Consider the following 19,071-nt stretch of genomic DNA (forward strand, 5'->3'; position numbering starts at 1 on the left):
CGCAGCCGCACGCATTCTCTTCGAAAGAGGTGCGGCTGCTGCATTCTTTATTTCTGCGCAGGGTGTGGTTGGAGGCATCTAAAGGTATTCTTTGTATCAAAACACAATGAACCCTTACCAGCCAAGCTATTTTTATCCTTTCGCAAAAAAAACTTAACCCGCTGAAATTCAGCATTTTAAGTTATTCACAATACCCTTTCAAAGGATGGTCGTAATTCCTAATAAATGAGAACCAAGCGAGACCATTTCTCAAAAAGACCATGGAAATACCAGCATTTACGGTAAATCAACCACTCGCCCCAACCTCCACCTCCCTCATTCCTTTACCGCGTATCCCCGACAGGAATCGAACCTGTATTTAGAGTTTAGGAAACCCTCGTTCTATCCATTGAACTACGGAGACGACGAACGCTCCCCACGTTTCCACCGGTTCCCGCCAGGATTCAACTCCCGAATGCAAGTTGCAACCATCTGCAACATCCTCCCCTCCCCCACGTTTCCCGCCTCCCTTATATAAACCCAACTCGCCACCCATGAGCACCCACCCCCACTCACGCCGCCACTTCCTCACCACCACCGCCGGCCTCGCCGCCAGCGCCTTCACCGGCCCCAATCTCCTCCTCCGCGGCCAGGACACCGCCGCCAAGCGCCTCAACCTCGTCCAGATCGGCGCCAACGGCAAAGGCCTCGCAGACACCGGCATGGTCACCCTCAATCACAACATCATCGCCATGGTCGACGTCGACACCAAGCGCCTCGATGAAGCCGCCAAAAAGCGCGAAAAGCACCACCTCGACTCCTCCCAGCCCGCTCCCCCCGCACCCAAGCTCTACCAGGACTTCCGCAAAATGTTCGATGAAATGAGCAACCAGATCGACGGCGTCATCGTCTCCACCCCGGACCATACCCACTACCTCGCCGCCATGCACGCCATCAAGCACGGCAAGCACGTCTGCGTCCAGAAGCCCCTCTGCAACTACATCTCCGAAGTCCGCGATCTCCATCGCGCCGCCAAAGACGCCAAAATCGTCACCCAGATGGGCAATCAGGGCCGCACCATGGACGGCCAGCGCATGGCCAAAGAATGGATCGAGCAGGGTGCCATTGGCACCCTCAAAGAAATCCGCCTCTGGACCAATCGCCCCATCTGGCCCCAGGGCCCTATTAAGAAGAAGCTCGTCGAATGCCCCGCCAATCTCGACTGGGACCTCTGGCTCTCCTGCGAACCCTCCGAGCCCTACTTCGAGTTCGACCTCGACCCCGAGATGGCCAAAAAGAAGCAGCGCTCCCCCGGCCCCGCCCCCTTCAACTGGCGCGGCTGGTGGCAGTTCGGCTCCGGCGCCCTCGGCGACATGGGCTGCCACATCATGGATTCCTCCTTCTCCATCCTCGGCCAGCTCATCCCCGAAAAAATCGAAGCCGAATCCGGCCCCATCAATGACCTCAATGCCCCCATGTGGTCCAAGCTCATCTACCACATGCCCGCCGGCAAACACCCCGCCCTCACCGTCACCTGGCACGACGGCGAAAAAGACGGCGCCCCCAACAAGCCCGAGCGCCACCCCGACATCCCCGAAGACACCTTCAAAAAAGCCACCTCCGGCATGATGTTCATCGGCACCGACGGCGTCATCTTCGAAGGCGACGCCTACTGCAAGAGCCCCATCATCTACCCCCTCGAAAAATACAAAGCCGTCCGCGAAGACATGAAGTCCGGCAAGATCAAGCAGACCGAAACCCGCTCCGTCATGCCAGACAATCCCCAGGGCGAGTGGGCCCACCACATCGTCAATGGCGGCCTCCCCTCCTCAAACTTCGACTACTCCGCCCCCCTCACCGAATTCGTCCTCCTCGGCAATCTCGCCATCCGCGCCCAGCAGACCGTCCAGTGGGACAAGAGTGCGATGAAAGTCACCAACGTCGAAGCCCCCAACAAATTCATCACCCGCCCCTCCTACCGCGACGGCTGGAAAGCCTGATCTGCAATCCAAGCGCAGCTTGCCCTTCGTAGCTTCAGCGAAGAATGGGCCAGAACTCTCATCAAACCAAAACGGCAGCGCTCACCCCGCTGCCGTTTAGTTCATGTTCCAAGCGCCAAAGGCGCGACCGATCGCAGCCCAGGGCAACGCCCTGGGTCCAGCACCACCCATCCGGAAAGCAAACCAAGTAGCTTGCGCTCAGAAGCTTTAGCTAAGAATGAGCCACTTCTGCAAACCGAGTCCTTCAGCAACGTCTGTATCCATATCCACCCAAAATTTATATCTAAAGCCTCGTCAGGCAACTTCTGAAGAATCCGGGAGCCCCAAGTAATCTAATCCAATGCGCGACAAATGACTGGTCAGTCTAAGCGTCAAGCTAGTCGCGTATTCACTTCTAACTTGAGCTACTATGGATGCAGTTAGATCTTTATAAGAGGGCGGAGAAGTATCGCCATGTTCGTTTCCAGAGGCAACTTTATCGACCCTTGCAACCTTAAGTTCGAAGTTTTTGTCTATGCGGCCTTCTTTTGCAGCTAGAAATTCTTCCCAGACAGGGTTGTTACTTGGTTTTGAATCTTTGAAAAAAGAAAACTGCTGCTGCTTACCGCCCACAATAAGAAATAAAACCCATCCTCGCGTGGCTTCAGTAAGTGCCGTCGTCGTGTCTGACATCTTGTACAATTTTAATGCAGTAAATGGCATCCATGGATAAACACGCTTTTTGAAATCACGTCCGCTATCTTTTCTGCCCGCTTCTAAATCACAAGCTGGAGACAGGCAGATCCAATACCCACCATCCTTGCCTGTAAGCTGAAGAACATGGCCCGGAACGAGGTTTTTTCCACTTCGTTCCTTTGTTGAGACGTGAGTATTATGTGCGATCAAGCACTGAGTCCTCTTGTGGCCTTCAGTTGGATTAACAGTTAAAAAATGTTTGGTAACTTCAGCAGCATTGCCCCCACCCGCAAGAGAAGTATCCACAACACGCTTCATGAACTCGATAACTTTATCTCGGAGTGTATCGGTAAGCATCTCCATTTGCCTGTCCATCAACGCACCTATATAATGAGGCCTTTCAATTTCGACCGTGTCGAGGAGCTTATGAAGCCAAAACGCCTGCAGATCTCGATTTTGCAGTATGCTAGACTCAGGTTTCAGCCCGGAGGCTTCCAATGTCGCCCGCAATTTAGCAAAAATTAACCGATTTGGAGAAGGCCTCCATTGCTCAAGGGCTGATGTTAAATGATCTATCAGTGCAGTCGGCGCAACATCACCCTTTGAGGCAATGACAACAAAAGCATTACCGGCAATAAGCCATTTTATTGATGCATCTGGCTCGGATAGCGTAACAGCAAATGTCTCACCTTTAGACTCACGGGATACAAAATGAGACAGAAACCTTTTGAGCAAGAGGTCCTTAGTTTTACTGTCTTTGAATAAATCTGATTTCAGTTGTTCCAGAAAGGGAGCCAACACAATTTCATTTTTTTTATTTTGGGTTGATATGCTGCCATTTTTGAGAAGCTCCAAGCACAACCGGTGAGTAATCTGCTTTGCCAGCCTTGTACGGATGTCGGTTTCACTATCTTCCACTTCAACAAGAATCTCTTCTACCCTTCTATCATCATCCTCGGATAATTTAGCTAACGATCTAAGTTCAGAAGATAGAGACACTACAATCTCATTAAAAACTTCCTGTGAATTTTGAGAGGTATAAACAACGGCCAAGTTGAAATTGTCACTTTCCGCAAGTTGGCGGATGATTTCTATTGCCCTATCACCGCTTAGGCTATCTCCATCTAAATTATAGTCGAGAACAAGTAGATCACACTGCCTCAGTGAGGAGAAAGGAAGATCGGCTTGCGTTAACAATGCTCTGCCATCGTGAACATCTACTAGCCAGTGGCGTTTCTTGTCTCTACAAAAAGAGACCAATGCGGACAATCGATCTCGTTCTGCAGGCACGAAAGGCTCTTCAGCAAGTAATGAATCTAGCGTTGGAAAGCGATCATCAACTATCAAGACTGATCGAATAGGCCTGATAAATACTTCGTCTATTTGTTCGGAATAGCTTTCCATGGCTAGTGTGGGAATATTGCATCACGAAACTCAATTACAAAATTAGCACCCTCTAACACCCTGAGGCTTTCATCCAAGGCGTAGCTAATTCTGTGTCCTCCGGCCGCTAAGTTTGCACGACAAAGATAGAGTCCAATACCCCTGCCGCCCCTTCGTTTTGTAAAAAAGATACTGAAAAGATCCCCGATGTCCTCCGGTTGTATCCCTGGCCCATCGTCGGCAACAATCACGTTGTTATTCCTTACAGTTAAAATAACTTCTTTATTGCTCAGCGGATTTTGATGAACCCAGTATTTAGCATTATTCACCAAATTGACAAAAACAGGCAGAATTCTTGCTGGCTGCTCGTAAACGCTAAACTTATCAAATGCCTCGGAGGACTCCAGTGAGAACTCTTTCAGCTCGATACTCTTTTTGAAGAACAACCTAACATATTCAGCGATTTCTCTACCCGTTATTTTGCGGTATTGAGGCTCACCGGAAAGCCTGAGTGGAGATAAGAATCGCAGCCTTCCTTCGAGGCCGTCGTAGGCCTCTTTAACCTGCCTGTACGCGCGGGAGTCTTGTACTTCCACCGAGAATGTCTTGAGACCGTGTGCAATGGTTGAACTAAAGGCAGCCAGTTCATGGTCAATGATTTCAACTGTGATTCCCAATTGAGCCAGCGCATTAAGACGGTCGAGTTCAGCACGCAGAGTTCCGACTTCTTGACTATTCTCTGTTGCCAGCAGGTCCAAATTTATGTTCTCGCCCAAACTTTCTAGCGTCGAAATGATGCCATCAAACTTCTGTTCATTTTCACGATCATGGCACTCCACCGTCTCTTCGATTAGGCTCAACGCCGCTTGAAACGAAATTTTGTCTTTTCCAACTTCATCAGGTAAGGAATGAAGCTCCTCTTCTAGATTTTCAAGTCTTGCCTTTGCATGACCACTTACACGTTGTTTCTCTGAATCTAATAGAAGAGAAACTCGTTTTGTCCAATCTGCGAGCCGCCGCCTGACGTGCCTGACTTGACTTTCAATCTGCTGCTTGGTTGATTCTGCAGGGTTTGTCAGCTTCAATTTTTCGAAAGCCTCGTTCAGGCGATCTTCAATTTCTCGAGATTCCGAATCAAAAGTTTGCATTTCCTCACGATAAATACCGTGCGTAACCTGAAGCCGGGGGGCCAAGCGGTTTGGAGCCGCACCAAGTCTAAGTTCCGTTCGTTGTTGCTTCAACAATGAAAGACTCTTACGCAGCTCTAAGATTTGAATTTGGCTTTTCAAAGAATCAGGCTCAAGAAAGTGTTTTTTGAGCTCGCTAATTTCTTCCACAAGCTGCTTAAGTTTTGGTTCATTCTCTTGAAGCTTTGCTCGGAATTCCCTCCTCTTTTTAAGCAAATGCTTTTCACGTTCCTCGGCGCGTCTTTTCTTTTCGTAGGCCTCATTAAGGATAGGCTTGATTTGCTTTCTAATATCAGAATCCATGCCAAAGAAGCGTCTCGCAGAGGTCATGAGTATATTCATGACAAGCTCTTTGAAGACTTTGGAGGCGGTGTTGTCAATTATGCCCTCTCGCCCAGCTTTATCTTTTAGATTAGGGTTACCGTAGTCAGTGATCGCGATGCGACCAAGCATTCTGCGATGATTCCAAAATTCACGGCCTGCCTGCTTACTTCTACGTTCTTCTATCTCGAAGTAGTCGGCATCTGGTCGGCCGTATGGCATCACGCGAAATCCATCTCGGAAAACCATCATGCCTGAGAATTTTTCCAGCAGCAATTGCAGCTGCATAAACTCTTCCTCAGAATGCGTGGTATTTTTGCGTTCGAATTCCATGGCGGATGCGTAGAAAGCAAAGCCCCCCACTCGGGTATTTGAACGAGATGGAACGTTTTCCGCCGGCTTGATTACGATCTCCTCTGGAACCCATTTGCCGAAAGCCTTGACCCTGCCTTTGAAGCAGCCTTCCTCGTCAACATAACCATCAATGATGTGTTCCAAATTTCCAGCCGCATGCGTTTTGAAGCCGGCGCTGTGTTCAATAATCGACATGCGGTAGTCGCCATGCCAACCGATGACTTTCGTGGAAAAGTCAACAATATTTGAATTAGTGGCTTCATTGGTGAGCGAGGCAAAAGGGTCGACGAAGCTCCAAAGCGTGTCTTGGAAGTTGTCACGAGATTGTCTATCACTTGCGGATTTGGAGTATGAATTAAGCTGTGCTTCGAGCTCTGGAATAATGCCTGCCATTACCATTGCTGTGCCATGTTGGCTGCTATCGTTCCAGACTTCCCATTCCGACAAATGCCTCTCCAATAATTCCTTGTTTACAATTGTATCTTCAATTCGTGCTTGAGTTGTTGTGAACTCTTGGGCGTGCCCTTTTAACTCTCGCTCGACCAAGTCATATTGCTTCCAGGCATCCCTAACCCGTCTTTTTTGGAGCGGATCGAGTTCATCCCCCCAAACATTACACATGAGTGTTTCGTAAAGATTTGGAAGTTCAGTGAACAATTCTTTCTTATCAGAGAACGTGATAAGGGGTACCCGAACGTCGTCTAAAATGAGAAATGGATTTTCAAAAATGCGCCAGTCGATGAGAGCGGCTACAAACTCTTGATTTTTCCGTTTGGTGACAAGCAACAGAAGACTGCCCAGGTAAGCCACCGAAAGTCGCCCTATTCCTTTTTTCCCTTGTCGTTTACGATAAGGGAGGCCGTTACGGTCTGCCAGTGAGGTTGCGCCAACGCCTGCCTTTGACTCAGTACCTATAACTAGCCATTTGTTAATAAATTCATCACGAGACATTCCGTGTCCATCATCGCATATGCATGCGACTATCGGGTCGCCGTCAAAGATATGAAGGGACACAGAGCGGGCATAAGCATCGTAAGAATTTTTCCACAACTCAGAAATGGCTGTTGGGCAGTCGGCGATCTGTTCCCTCCCAAGATGATCGACGGTCCGGGCTCGAGTTTGGAATCGGACAACTTCAGCCATGATCTTTATTTAAATTTTCAAGAAAAATTTGTATAGGCTTTAAGATGGCCTCTCCCAATTTTACGGGAACAGCGTTGCCAATCTGTCTGGCCGAAGCCATGATACCTCCCTTAAAAACGAAATTATCTGGAAAAGTCTGTAGCCGCGCCGCTTGTCTCACTGTGATTCCATGATGCTGAACAGGGTGAACGAAACGCCCCTTCGAAGGATTGACGCAGGCAGTGGTCATTGTTGGAGCTGGTTGTCTTCGGTCAATGCGTCCATAGACGTCTTTGTGACCGTCATGTTCTTTATGGCACTTTAAAACCCGGCCTGAATCACGTCGACTGCCACCATCAATAGGCGTATTTTTAAACGCCTGAATTAATTCTGGGCCGTGGCTCATGTGAACATCATTAATGTCACCCTTGGGAGCTCCGGCAAAGGCCTGATCACAATTCACCCACGGTTTGAGCGATGGGCACAATTTGATAGCTGCAGAGTTACCATGCGTAGGTGCCGGAGGCCAATCAGGGATGTCTGGTAGTTTATTTAGAATCCCGAGAATAAACACTCGTTTTCGCCTTTGCGGCACTCCGTAGTCGCGGGCGTCTAGCACCACAGGTTTAGTCACTCGATAACCGGCATCTTGTGCCATTTTGCAAAAAAGGTCCAGATAGGGAGCGTGACGGGGCCAAAGAATACCTGGCACATTCTCCAATAAGAAAATTTTTGGGTGCAGGTATTCAACTGTTTTAAAATAAAGGTGAATCAATTGATTCCTAGGGTCTTTCACACCTGCACCTTTAATTCGATGGACTGAAAAACCTTGGCAGGGGGGACCTCCCAAAACAAGATCACATGGGGCTGTCGTACTGAACACGGACCCCAGTTTTTCAAGATCCAATTTAGCAATGTCAACTTCGTGAAGAAGTGGGAATGTGCTATTCTCGCTCACCAAATTCGACCGGTATGTCTCGCACGCGTGGGCGTCGAATTCGACAGCAGTTCTAATTTCAATGCCCAAATTGATGGCCGCTTTGGAAAAACCACCTGCTCCTGCAAATAGATCGGCCCCACGAATAGCAAGTGATGCCTTTTTTTTAGCGGTTTTCGGCGCAAGTGGGTTGTTTTTCGCTAAAACCATATCAGATGCGCTAATTTCACTTATTTATACTGTTCAATTGAACGAAATCAACTCTTTTCGGCAGCTAAAATACTAAGATATTAAGCTTAATAATTAATTAACAGGTATTTTTGTTTTTGTCCTCTCCAATTTCGCTTTTCCTATCAAAAACCGGCCCAGCCAACCCTCCCCCCCCCCGCCCGCCTCATCCACCGCCGCAAACTCGCCACCTCTGGCCCCCTCAGTTCCCGCAAACACCAAAACACCGGCACCTCCTAAGAAGTGCCGGTGTGAATGGGAATACCTCGCTCCGATTCATCAGAGCAATCAATTCAATCAATCATCAACAACCACGCGGCTGATCACGCGATTGTCACCGTCGGTGATGTACTGCACGCTCACCGGATTGCCCACACGAACGCGTGTGTTCAGCATGTCCTGGGTGATGACCTTGCCGCTCTTGGTCACATAGACCACTTCCTTGCCATAGCGATAAGTCACCGGGCCGGTCTCCTCTTTCAGGATGAAGGTCGTTCCGGGCACATACTCCGTCAGAGTCCCCGTGCTGGTGGTCGTCTTCACCGTTGTCTGCGACGAGCCGTCCGCCTGGACAGTCGTCGTCTTGGTGGTGGTCGTATCCTGCGCGAGGACAGCGGATGAAGCGATAAGCGCAAAGGCGAGGCTGTAGATTTGGGTTTTCATAAGAAACGTTTGGGGTTGGGTTGTTGCCCAATGTTTGAGAATTCATTCACTGGGCAGGCAACATCCTGCGCGAGATCCCCCGCCCATGAAATGGGGTGAAACCCGCCTTCTGCATCGCACCAGATCCAGCAACCACATCCGCGTGCGCCCACTGAATAACAGCCACATCTCCACGGCCCAAACTCAATCCATTCCTCGGCCAATCCATTCCCGTTGCCAAAATCAAAACCTCACATGCGCTCCACCGCCGCCGCATGAATCATCCCAGCTCACTTCTTTCTCTGCTCCCTCTGCCTCTCTGCACCTCTGCGGCAAAATCGAACGTCCCTGCCACCTCCAAACAAACATGGCGCAGAGTCCGGATTTCTAATTCTGAATTAGCGTCATATCAGCGTCCCATCAGCGGTTAAAAATCCGCCCCTTTCTCCACGCACAAAACGCATCACCCACAGCATTTGAACCGCCGCAGACAACACCCCCTTCCTCATCAGCTCAAGTCAGCGCCAGTCAGTGGTTCAAGCCCACCTCAACGTCCGTGGATTCAGTGCATTCCATGGTTCAACCCCGCTCCCCTCAACCTCCGGCCATTCCTCTGCCAATCCATTCCTTTGCCGAAAAACAAATTGCCCCTTTCGCCCAGCATCCCCTCAATGCCCACCACCTTCACTTCCGATCCGACATCCGTGTCTTCCGTGCAATCCGTGGTTCAACTCCAGTCCCTCCCTGCCTCCGGCCATTCCCTTGCTCCACATTCCCTTGCCAAAAAACAAACGCCCCTCTCGCCCAGCAGCCCTTCAAAACCCCACCTCCACCTCTGATCCGACTTCCGTGTATTCAGTGTATTCCGTGGTTCAACTCTGGTCCCTCCCTGCCTCCGGCCATTCCCTTGCTCCACATTCCCTTGCAAAAAATAACCCCACCAAATCACCCAAGACCACCGTCAACTCCCCCTCCTCTCCCTCACCATCTCCGCAATCTCCTCCGGCGTCGCACACGCCACCGGCACCACCTCAGCCGCAGCCACCCGCCCCTGGCAGTCCACATCGTACAGCCTCGCCATCTGCCTCAACGCCCTCAACCTCACCGACAGCATGGGCGCCGGCACCAGAGCAGCCCCCTCGCTCTCGCCCTCCACCCTCGCCTCAGGAACCCCAAACGTCCCCACCACCGTCTCCCACAGCGCCACACTCACGCACTCCCGCAGCGCCACCAAATCCCCCTCCGACCTCGGAGCCAGCGACGGCAAAACCCGTTCCCGCTTCGGAGCCCTCGCCGCCCGCGCCATACGGATTTCCCACCAGTGCTCCCGCACCTCCCCCAGGCCCACCCTCAGCACCTTCGCCACCTTCCGCAGCGCCAGCCCCCGGCGCACATGCAGCTCAAACACCAGCTCCGTCCCCGTCAGCCCTTTCACCCGCGCCCCCCTCACCCACCGCCGCAAACTCGCCATCTTCACCCGCCGACCCGCCCTCACCCCGCCTCTGCGGGCCTTTTTGGAAGAAGAAATAGCCATGATCTGAAAAGTGAAAAGTTCAAATGGTAGCAACTGGTATTCATCACCCGCCCACCACATCATACCACAACCCTTGGGCCCCATTTCCCCATTTCAACCCCTTTCTTCAAAGAACCTCAATCCCATCCAACACCATGCCTGAGCAGATGGATTGAAGTACGACAGACACTCCTGTCTGTCGGCCAGCGCATCGCAAGCACCCAGGCCCCACGGACCACATCCACCGCTCTCACAGCACAAACAGCCCCTCCCTCAAAGCCCACCTCAGAAACCATCTCTGCGGCGTTCCAGTCTCTGCGGTGAAAAATCCTTCCCCCCATTTCCTTGCCGAAAAACAGCCATCTCTCATCCCCACCGCAAACACCCCGCCCTTTTTTTGCGTCCTTCTTTGCGCCCCTTTGCGGCCAACCATTCCGGCTCCGGCTCAACAACCGCCAACCTCTGCCCCCTCCGCCTCTCTGCCCCTCTGCGGCAAAAACGAACGTCCCACCCCCAACCATTCGCCACACAACACCTTTGAATCCTGCATTTTCCGAATGCCAAGATCAGCGTTTTATTAGCGTCATATCAGCGGTTAAAAAAATCCGCTTCCCGCTCCCACAATCCAACACCGCGAGAGATAGGAAAACCGCAGAGTCTCTTCAGAAACAAATCTCTGCGGCTTTCCAGTCTCTGCGGTGAAAAATCAGTGGTTCCCGCGCTACCTCAAGTTCACCGCGCCCCCATCAATCGGATAAGAACTCCCCGTCACAAACGACGCCTCATCACTGCAAAGATACAGCGCCAGCGCCGCAATCTCCTCCGGCTTCGCCATCCGCCCAATCGGCTGCGCCTCGCTCAGCTTCTGAAACATCTCCGCTTCCTGACCCGGATACGTCTTCGCCAGATACCCGTCCACGAACGGCGTATGCACCCGCGCCGGAGCGATGCAATTGCACCGGATCCCCTGCTTGATAAAATCCTTCGCGATCGAGTACGTCATCATCAACACCGCCCCCTTCGTCATCGAATAAGCAAACCGGTCCGCCAACCCCATCTGCGCCGCGATTGAGCACATGTTCAGGATCACGCCCTTGTTCACCGTCGTCATGTGCGCCAGCGCCGCCTGCGCGCACGCATGCACCCCCTTGATGTTCACCCGGTGCAGCCGGTCCATGTCCTCCTCCGCCGTCGTCAACGCCGTGCCGATGTGCGCGATGCCCGCGTTGTTCACCAGCACGTCGATCTTCCCATGCTTCGCCGCCACCTCATCAAAAATCGCCTTCACCTCCGCATAGTTCCCCACATCACAGGCCGAACCCCGCGCACTGCCCCCGGCAGCCACAATCTGATCCACCGTCACCTGCGCCCCCTCCTGCTTGAGGTCGAGCACTTCCACATGCGCCCCCTGTTTGGCAAAAAGAATAGCAATGGCCTGACCGATGCCCGATCCGGCTCCGGTGATGATAACGGTTTTGTTGGAGAGTGAAAACATGAGCAGAAGTAAACAGTGATTAGCAGCCCTTTTTTACGCACGTTCCCCTTTTCATCCAAACAATTCTCAGCGGAAAGCAAACGTAACCGGGGCATTCCTGCCCCGTCTGAATTCCCCAGCACGAATACACCCAAGCGCTGCTTGCCCTCCCGAATAACATCCTCGCACTCTTTCTGGTCTTCTGAGTACGTAGTTCGGGATCGTAGCCCGTTCCGGAAGCTCCGCATCTCCCCAAACCTGAAACCACCCAGCGCATGTATTGTAGTCCCGGCTTTAGCCGGAATCTGGGAAGCTTAGTTTGTGCAAACGACCCCCGAATACACTCCCCTCTCCCTCCCTTTTTGCGTCTTTTTTGCGCCTCTTTGCGGCCAACCATTCCGACTCCCCCTTACTTCTTCCCCTTCTTCTTCCCAGCCTCCGGATCCACCGGTAGAAACGCCGCAAACCGGCTCTCAAACCGCTTCGGCAGCACGCACTGAATCTCCGCCCGGCCCGTCTCATAATCCTCGCTCAGCATCTTCCCCTCCTGATGGATCAAAGCCACCAGATCCATCCGGTCCAGCGGCAGGCTCAGCGTAAGACGCACCACCCGGTCGATCATGAAATCATGCAGCCGGTGCAGCAGATCCTCCATCCCCTGCCCCGTCTTCACCGAAATCGTCACCGCCTCAGGAAAATCCCTTTTCAGCTCCATCAGCCGCGGATCATCAATCAGATCCACCTTGTTCAGCACCAGCAGCACCTTCTTGTCACCCGCCCCCAGCTCCGCCAGCACCTTCGACGTCGTCTGGTAAAACTCCACCGCCTGCGGCGAGCTCGCATCAATCACATGAATCAGGAAATCCGCCTGGATCGCCTCCTCCAGCGTCGCCCGGAACGACTGCACCAAATCGTGAGGCAGGTTCCGAATGAACCCCACCGTATCCGTCACCAGCAGCGGCTGCCCGTCCGGCAGCTCCATCCGCCGCGTCGTCGTGTCCAGCGTCGCAAACAGCTTGTCCTCCACATACGCATCCGCCGCCGTCAGCTTGTTCAGCAGCGAAGACTTCCCAGCATTCGTGTACCCCACAATCGCCGCATGCGGCACCGGCGTGCGCAGGCGGTCCTTTCGCATCGTCTCCCGCTGCTTCTTCACCTCCTCCAGGTCCGCCTTCAGCTTGTCCAGCCGCTTGCTCGCCAGCCGGCGGTCCACTTCCAGCTGCGTTTCACCCTCACCACGCGCCGCACCCGCACCACCCACCCCGCCGCCGGCGCCACCGCCCTGACGGTCCAAGTGAGCCCACATCCGCGTCAGCCGTGGAATCGAATACTCCATCTTCGCCAGCTCCACCTGCAGCCGCGCCTCACGCGTCTTCGCCCGCATGTTGAAAATATCCAGAATCACCTCATGCCGGTCGATCACGCAGATGTCCCCCTCGCTCTCCCACGCCCGCTGCTGCCCCGGACTCAGCTCATTGTCCCACACAATCACATCCGCCCCCAGCTCCTTCGCCTGCTTCATCAGCTCCGCCGACCTCCCGCTGCCAATCAGGTAGCGCGCCGTGTGCTCCCGCGCAAAAACCAGCTCCTTGCCAATGATGTTGATCCCCAGCGTCCCCACCAGTTCAGCCAGCTCCTCCAGCAAGTCTGAGGCTTCCTGCTTCTGCCGCCGGTCAAAGTACGCACCGACCAGAAAAGCGTTCTCAACGGCATTGGGTTTTTCTCGAATGTCAAACATGGGGTTGCCAGTATGGAGCACGCCAGCGCATTGCCAAGCTGCGTATTCCATGCCATGAACTCCCAACCCACATGACACGCCGCCTCCTTCTGCTCAGCCTCTGCCTCGGTCTCGCCGCCTGCGATTCCTCAGACACCGCCCCCCTCCCGCTGAACCTCTATGAGTGCGATGCCGGCGAAGCCGCCGTCCGCCATCTCATCACCCTCCTGCCCGACCTCAATCCCGGCGTCCCCAAAAGCTACTCCATCGTCCTCGGCGAGATCAACCGCGACGGCATGACCCCCGCCACCGACCCCTTCACCAACCGCTTCGCCGACTTAAAGCTCAAATTCGTCAACGCCCAAAACCTCAAAGTCATCGAGCCCGACAACACCATTGCCGAATCCGACACACGCCTCGCCGCCTTTGTCCTTCAACTCCGCAAACTCCAGCCCACCAGCGCCACCACCTGGGACGCCGAAGCCGGCTGGAGCTACAAAAAGGAATATGCACGCATCAAAATGCAACTCGAAGTCAAAGATGGAAAAACCCGCGTCGTAAATGCCGAAAAAGTCGAAGGCTCCTGATCAGCCCCAAGGGGTCAGTGCAGACCACCGCCACCGCTGTCATCCACACTGTCCACATCCATCTGCCGCACCCGCTTCCGATCACGTTCAATTTGCACAGCCGTGCGCAGTTTTTCACGCACGTTCTCAATTCCCGGAATGGCACGCATGGAAAGTGTGGGCGTCGTCGCATCTGAGGTGATCAAGGTCATGTTGCCAAGACCGACCAATCGCAGCAAAAAGGGCTGCTCCATCGTGTAATCCCGCACCCGGAAAAGCTCCATTTCATCGGTCTTTTTGCTGAGAATTCCGGAACGAATGCGCAAACGCTGGCTGGTCAGCTCATAAGTGGTGCATTTTGTCGCCCACCAGCGGAAGACCCACATCAAAAACGGAATGATCAACCCCAGATACCCCAGCGCTCCGATGCCAGCAGTCGCCAGACCGAACACGGTGGCCGCTACCGCAATGCCCGCAGCCAGCAGGATGCAGAAAAAGTAGTACCAGAAATGTACCCACTGGGAGGTGTGACCGGACCAGAGATTGATTTCCGCGACGGCGGCAGGAATGGGAGCGTCTTCTGTAGGCATGATGTGCGAGGGGGTGTGAGTTTAGGAAGCGGTTGGAAAATCAGAGCATCGACTTGATCTCATCAAGCGCCTGCTTGGTGCGTTTGATGCCTTCGATTTCAGTGTGCTTGTCGCCTTCGTATTCGATGCCGATGTAGCCATTATAGCCCGCCTTGACGACGATGTTGATCAAACGCTCGAAATCGAGCGTCATCTCGCGCCCTTCGCGGCGGTCTTCGGTGTAGAATTTGCCAGCACCGGTGTCCCAGTCGTAGGCCTTGGCGCTCATGCCCTTTTTCACCCAAGGCATGAACTCACGCAGGCCTTTGTAGGGGTTGTAGAGTTCACCTTTGACGCGGTCGGTGTAAAAATTGCCAAAGTCCGGCAGAATGCCGACGCGGGCATGGTCTGCGGCTTTCATCACGCCAGTGAGCCAGAGGCCGTTGCTGGAGAGTCCGCCATGATTTTCCACGACAACGTAGAGGCCGCGCTTGTCGCCTTCCACGCACAGACGATGCAGGCCATCCGCAGCGAGCTTCATCTGTTCGTCCCAGCTCAGTTTCGGATCGCTGGCGGCATTCACGCGGATGCTGTGGCAGCCGAGGGTGGAAGCGGCATCCAGCCACTTGAGATGATTTTCGACGGTCTTTGCGCGCTTGGCCTCATCGGGATCGCCGAGATTGCCTTCGCGGTCGCACATGATGAGCAGTCCGTTCACGCCTTCGCCTTCCTGACGCTTTTTCATTTCGCCGAGGTAGGCGGCGTCAGTGGCCTTGTCGAAGAACATCTGGTTCACATACTCGACGCCGTCGATGCCCAGGCTGCGGGCGATCTTGCAGAAGTCGAGATGCTCGTGACGCTCGGCATTGCCTTTCCCAAAGATGCCTTTGTTCAGCGACCATTCAGCCAGCGAGATTTTGAACGGCGGCTCCTTGTCAGCGGCGATGACTTGGCGTGAACCTGCAGCGGCAATGGCTGTGGTGACGAGTTGAAGGAAGTGGCGGCGGGAGGTCATGGGTGTGATAGCACCCACTATGATGTGAGGAGCCCCCAAAGCTCCAGCAGAATTTTTGCCCCGACTTTGTAACCCGAAGCCTATGCCGCCTTGCGTTCCACGCGCTTGCGCAGCATGGCGGCACGCTCGCCTTTGACGACGCCTTCGTTGATGGTGACGCCGCGCACGTCCATCCGGCTCGGCACGTCATACATGACGTCCAGCATGATGCGTTCGAAGATGCTGCGGAGTCCGCGTGCACCGGTGCCGCGTGTCACCGCCTCCTTCGACATGGCCAGCATGGCATCACGTGTGATGGAAAGCTCCACGCCGTCCATGTTCATCAGTTTCGCATACTGTTTGATCAAAGCGTTCTTCGGCTCGGTCAGCACCCGCACGAGTTCCTGTTCCGTCAGTGACTCCAGCGAGCAAACCACCGGCAGACGACCGATGAACTCCGGAATCAGGCCAAACGACAGCAGGTCCTCAGGTTCGACTTCGGCCCTGGATTTGGCGGTCTCGGGTTTCGCGGCCTGGGAATTCACAAAACCCATGGTCTTGCCACCACGTCGCCGCTCCATGAGTTTGTCGAGGCCGACAAAGGCCCCGCCGCAGATGAACAGAATGTTTTCTGTGTTCACCTGGATGTACTCCTGCTGCGGATGCTTGCGTCCGCCCTGCGGCGGCACATTGCATACAGTGCCTTCAATGATTTTCAGCAGCGCCTGCTGCACGCCTTCGCCTGAGACATCGCGCGTGATGCTCACGTTCTCGGTTTTGCGGCCGATCTTGTCGATCTCGTCAATGTAGACGATGCCCATCTCAGCGCGGGCGACATCGTAGTCCGCCGCCTGCAGGAGCCGCAGGACGATGTTTTCCACGTCTTCGCCGACGTAGCCGGCCTCTGTCAGCGTGGTGGCATCTGCAATGCTGAAAGGCACATTGAGAATGCGTGCGAGAGTCTTGGCGAGCAGCGTCTTGCCACAGCCCGTGGGACCCATGAGCAGCACGTTGCTTTTTTCGATCTCAACATCATTTGGGTCGGGCAGGGCGGTCGTCACTTTGCGAGGGGCTCCGCTGCCGGCACGCGTGGCCTGCTGCTGGGTGTGCAGGATGCGCTTGTAATGATTGTGCACCGCGACACTGAGCACCTTCTTCGCCTGAGACTGGCCGATCACATGCTGATCCAGCAGCGCGGCAATGTCCGCCGGACGTGGCACCAGTAGTGCTGGACCACCCTCGGAATCGACCGAGGTTTCCTTATCGAGGATGTTTTTACAGACGTGAATGCAGTTGTCGCAAATATACACCCCTGGACCTGCAATGAGTTTTTTGACCTCTGCATGGCTTTTGCCGCAGAAGGAGCAGAGAGTAACGTTGGAGCCGCGTGCCATGGTTTTTGGGGATGGGAGAATGTCGCACGGAAGCAGGATGCACGTCAAGGTGCCGCTTCAAGAGAACGCAAAACAACCTGACCCGTGTCATTCCGCCCATACCATGCATTGAGTAATACGCCTGAAGCCGGTCGTGAGATCAAAATGCTGTTCTGCGAAAGAGACGGATTTGCGAGTATCAGCCCCTTAGGGTCTTGGATCTCCCACTGCTGCCCCCACAATTGCGGGGGCAGCTTCCAAGAAACCGTATCCAAGCCCTGAATCACCGCACCGGGTGGAACCTGAGCCGGGTCCATCAGCCATGCCTGCGGCACCAGAGTTCGCAAAGCCACAAAGTGCTGCTGGCGCAATTCCTGGCTCCAAAATGAGCGCAGCGCCGGCAGATGCAACAGTGCCTGCTCCAATGGAGAATGGGCGAGTGCTGCACTGCCCCCCACGAGTTTCAGCCCCCCTCGATCCTGTGCATAATTGAATGACAACCAAAGATCTGAGTCCGCCCCCTTTGCGGGGGCCAGGGAAAGCCAGTGCGCCAAAAAATCACCCAATGGCCCTGCGATGCGGCCTTTCGTAACACGCGTCTGCAAGACTTCGCGGGCCGCCATCCAGCGCATGATACGGTAGCCGGCAGAATCGACAGCTTCGCGCTGCGATCGGGGTAATGGTTCCAACAAGTCAGGTATCATGTGTTCTGCAGCCTCTGTCTAAATGCAGACTGTCACCCCCGTCAAAACGAGAGATTGCGGCGAAAAGATGTTTATGATAATTATATAACCCGTGTTGCGCACCTCCGCCAGCCCCCTCCGTCCGCAACCCCAGCCAAAAAACTGGATGTCTGCGGGCTTTTCACTGCTGGAACTGCTCACCGTTATCTGCCTGGTCGGCATCTTCAGCAGCATTGCACTTGGCTGGCACGGCGGAAACCAAAGGAGTGTGATAGAACGTGTGATCAACCAGCGGAACGCGCAGGAAATTGTTTCTCTCGGGGTCTATGCCACGCTGGGCAATGCGGATTTTGTGGTGCCAGGGGACAAACTGGCCACCGCAGCCAAGCTGATAGGCGGTGTTACCGGCAAGCAAGGGATGTGGAAGGACAAACTTTTCAGCCTTACCAACATGCGGCCCAGCGACCTGCCCGGAGCTCTGTCTTTTGTGAAGTTCGAGTCCGGCCTGCTGCTCTACGACCCTGAAGGGCTGCAGCCTTGATCCGCTGAGTTAATCGACGCTCACTTCCACATTCAAAGTGGCGGGCAGCTTCGATGCTTCGGCAGCATTGGCAGCCGCCGGTTCGTCAGGAAAAATCACCACGATTTCGCGAATGCCGCCCTGGTCTTGCGCTTTTTGCTCCTTGAGCACCCAGTGCTGCACAAACTTGGCCACGGAAGTACGGCTGGCTTCGCGCACGTGCTTGATCTTTCCGGGGACACCCGCGCGACGTTCCAGCATCGGGGTCAATCCTTTCTCCAGTTCGGCCATGTTCTCCGCCGCATTGAACCGCAGCCAGCCAGCCTCAGCCTTTTTCTCCATCGTTTCCGTGCGGATCGCCGGTGGCAGCGAAGGCCGGATGGCGGGCGCGATCACCACGCAACGACCGTTTTCGACCGTGATCTTCCACTCGTCGGACAGCTTCAAATGGTAACGATAGACCACCATCGCGCGGATCTCCGCCACGGTGGTGCCGAGGTAAACGGCATCGTTGAACAAGGTCTTCGTGTCATACTTCGTGACGGTCTCCTCGGTTTCCATGGTGGCGAGTTCCAATACATCCCCCTGAGTCGAGGCGATGCGTTTCACGTTTTCACGAAAACTCTCGGTGATGGTCTGCTTCTGGAAATGCTCTACCAGCCACTTCATGCCAAAACCTGAATCCACCACCTTCCAAACCACGAGGCCACCAATGACCACCAGCGCCAGAAACGTCAGGGCCAGGGTGGAGAGGCATCCTGGCCTGCGGCGCGGCGCGGGTGCTGGAGCAGAATTTGGTTCATCCATGGAATAAAGAGTGAGTCAAAGGCCCCT

15 protein-coding genes and 1 tRNA gene are annotated in these 19,071 nt (G+C 54.1%); 4 read left to right on the forward strand and 12 right to left on the reverse strand.

Annotated features, from left to right (window positions below; all coding sequences use genetic code 11):
• Positions 1–331 precede the first annotated feature (331 nt).
• Positions 332–403, reverse strand: a tRNA-Arg gene (locus AC24GY_RS14130).
• A 130-nt stretch (positions 404–533) separates the two neighbouring features.
• Here AC24GY_RS14130 and AC24GY_RS14135 point away from each other — a divergent pair.
• Positions 534–1,979 (forward strand): Gfo/Idh/MocA family protein, encoded by a 1,446-nt coding sequence (locus AC24GY_RS14135; protein ID WP_487684029.1) that lies wholly within the window; start codon positions 534–536, stop codon positions 1,977–1,979.
• Positions 1,980–2,273: 294 nt separating this feature from the next.
• Here the strand turns inward: AC24GY_RS14135 and AC24GY_RS14140 are convergent, their stop codons facing one another.
• The 4 genes from AC24GY_RS14140 to AC24GY_RS14155 form a co-directional block, all read right to left on the reverse strand.
• Positions 2,274–4,058, reverse strand: a complete 1,785-nt coding sequence (locus AC24GY_RS14140; RefSeq protein ID WP_487684032.1) for a response regulator receiver domain — start codon at positions 4,056–4,058, stop codon at positions 2,274–2,276.
• 2 nt (positions 4,059–4,060) lie between these two features.
• Positions 4,061–7,042, reverse strand: coding sequence for a sensor histidine kinase (locus AC24GY_RS14145; RefSeq protein WP_487684035.1), 2,982 nt, complete (start codon positions 7,040–7,042; stop codon positions 4,061–4,063).
• Positions 7,035–8,168, reverse strand: a complete 1,134-nt coding sequence (locus tag AC24GY_RS14150) for a DNA cytosine methyltransferase (protein WP_487684038.1) — start codon at positions 8,166–8,168, stop codon at positions 7,035–7,037. Before AC24GY_RS14150 ends, AC24GY_RS14145 begins: the two co-directional genes overlap by 8 nt.
• 315 nt (positions 8,169–8,483) lie before the next feature.
• Positions 8,484–8,849 carry a hypothetical protein gene (locus AC24GY_RS14155; RefSeq protein ID WP_487684040.1) on the reverse strand — a complete coding sequence of 122 codons (366 nt, stop codon included), beginning with the start codon at positions 8,847–8,849 and terminating at the stop codon, positions 8,484–8,486.
• Between the two features lie 1,091 nt (positions 8,850–9,940).
• On the opposite strand from AC24GY_RS14155, the gene AC24GY_RS14160 reads away from it, so the two are divergent.
• Complete coding sequence (locus AC24GY_RS14160; protein WP_487684043.1) at positions 9,941–10,369, forward strand: hypothetical protein; 429 nt, start codon at positions 9,941–9,943, stop codon at positions 10,367–10,369.
• Between the two features lie 693 nt (positions 10,370–11,062).
• On the opposite strand, the gene AC24GY_RS14165 is transcribed toward AC24GY_RS14160, so the two are convergent.
• Together AC24GY_RS14165 and hflX are read right to left on the reverse strand one after the other, a co-directional pair.
• Positions 11,063–11,836 (reverse strand): SDR family NAD(P)-dependent oxidoreductase, encoded by a 774-nt coding sequence (locus AC24GY_RS14165; protein ID WP_487684046.1) that lies wholly within the window; start codon positions 11,834–11,836, stop codon positions 11,063–11,065.
• 388 nt (positions 11,837–12,224) lie between these two features.
• A complete protein-coding gene (gene hflX / locus AC24GY_RS14170; protein WP_487684049.1) occupies positions 12,225–13,553 on the reverse strand; it encodes a GTPase HflX in 1,329 nt (442 codons plus the stop codon).
• 71 nt (positions 13,554–13,624) lie between these two features.
• On the opposite strand from hflX, the gene AC24GY_RS14175 reads away from it, so the two are divergent.
• Positions 13,625–14,119, forward strand: coding sequence for a hypothetical protein (locus tag AC24GY_RS14175; RefSeq protein ID WP_487684052.1), 495 nt, complete (start codon positions 13,625–13,627; stop codon positions 14,117–14,119).
• Between the two features lie 14 nt (positions 14,120–14,133).
• Here the strand turns inward: AC24GY_RS14175 and AC24GY_RS14180 are convergent, their stop codons facing one another.
• The 4 genes from AC24GY_RS14180 to AC24GY_RS14195 form a co-directional block, all read right to left on the reverse strand.
• Positions 14,134–14,688, reverse strand: coding sequence for a PH domain-containing protein (locus AC24GY_RS14180; protein ID WP_487684055.1), 555 nt, complete (start codon positions 14,686–14,688; stop codon positions 14,134–14,136).
• Positions 14,689–14,728: 40 nt separating this feature from the next.
• Positions 14,729–15,682: a sugar phosphate isomerase/epimerase family protein gene (locus tag AC24GY_RS14185; protein WP_487684058.1), complete on the reverse strand. Its 954-nt coding sequence runs from the start codon at positions 15,680–15,682 to the stop codon at positions 14,729–14,731.
• 80 nt (positions 15,683–15,762) lie between these two features.
• A complete protein-coding gene (clpX, locus tag AC24GY_RS14190) occupies positions 15,763–17,055 on the reverse strand; it encodes an ATP-dependent Clp protease ATP-binding subunit ClpX (protein WP_422321130.1) in 1,293 nt (430 codons plus the stop codon).
• 44 nt (positions 17,056–17,099) lie between these two features.
• Positions 17,100–17,738 (reverse strand): hypothetical protein, encoded by a 639-nt coding sequence (locus AC24GY_RS14195; RefSeq protein ID WP_487684061.1) that lies wholly within the window; start codon positions 17,736–17,738, stop codon positions 17,100–17,102.
• A 91-nt stretch (positions 17,739–17,829) separates the two neighbouring features.
• Here AC24GY_RS14195 and AC24GY_RS14200 point away from each other — a divergent pair, with 91 nt between their 5' ends.
• Complete coding sequence (locus AC24GY_RS14200) at positions 17,830–18,258, forward strand: pilus assembly FimT family protein (RefSeq protein WP_487684064.1); 429 nt, start codon at positions 17,830–17,832, stop codon at positions 18,256–18,258.
• 9 nt (positions 18,259–18,267) lie between these two features.
• Here AC24GY_RS14200 and AC24GY_RS14205 read toward each other — a convergent pair whose 3' ends face one another.
• Positions 18,268–19,044: a hypothetical protein gene (locus tag AC24GY_RS14205; protein WP_487684067.1), complete on the reverse strand. Its 777-nt coding sequence runs from the start codon at positions 19,042–19,044 to the stop codon at positions 18,268–18,270.
• Between the last annotated feature and the right edge of the window lie 27 nt (positions 19,045–19,071).

The organism is Prosthecobacter sp. Pr1 (genome assembly GCF_057652315.1).